Raw genomic sequence first — 542 nt, forward strand, 5'->3', positions numbered from 1 at the left:
GCCTGTTGCCGATTTTGCTGATGCCCTGCTCAACTTCGCTGGTACCGCTGGCATACGGGGTTGGCGCGAGACCTAGGAATCCGCGCGGCAGACAGAATTTGAGCTGCCGGTACTGACGCCACATCGTGCGGGCGTCAACGCCGATTGCGGTTTGGCCCGCCATTGCGCGCAAAAGTGGCTTTCCCGGCGGCGAAATCAGGGCAATGTTGTCCCCTTCGGGACTTACGCAGGCGTCATTTTCGACATTCTGCGTAGGTTCAGCGCCGCGCAGACGAGTTTCCATTCGGCCTGTGCCTTGGCCAGTCCACGCATGCTGAATTGTCGAAATCCGAGAACGCTCTTTACCCAGGCATTCGGCGGTTCGGACAGCCATTTGCGCTTTCGATAGGCCGCCTGAGTTTGCGCACAAGTAAACTTGTCGGCCATCGCGGCGCATAGGAACGAGTGAGAAATAACTTCCCGGCGGTGCTGGGTGGTGGGAAGCGGCACTGTTAAGATGCAATGGATCCGGAGGATAGACGATGCAGGCTGGTTACAGGGCT

Annotated in this window: 2 pseudogenes; both read right to left on the bottom strand. The window is 58.5% G+C overall.

The features are described from left to right. Nucleotides 1-283, bottom strand: a pseudogene (locus AWB78_RS47465) (hypothetical protein); the annotation flags it as partial. Beyond that, nucleotides 223-432: pseudogene (locus tag AWB78_RS45130) on the bottom strand (transposase); the annotation flags it as partial. The pseudogenes AWB78_RS45130 and AWB78_RS47465, both read right to left, overlap by 61 nt. Nucleotides 433-542 lie beyond the last annotated feature (110 nt).

Origin of the sequence: Caballeronia calidae (genome assembly GCF_900044055.2) — a bacterium.
Classification (GTDB): Bacteria; Pseudomonadota; Gammaproteobacteria; order Burkholderiales; family Burkholderiaceae; genus Caballeronia; species Caballeronia calidae.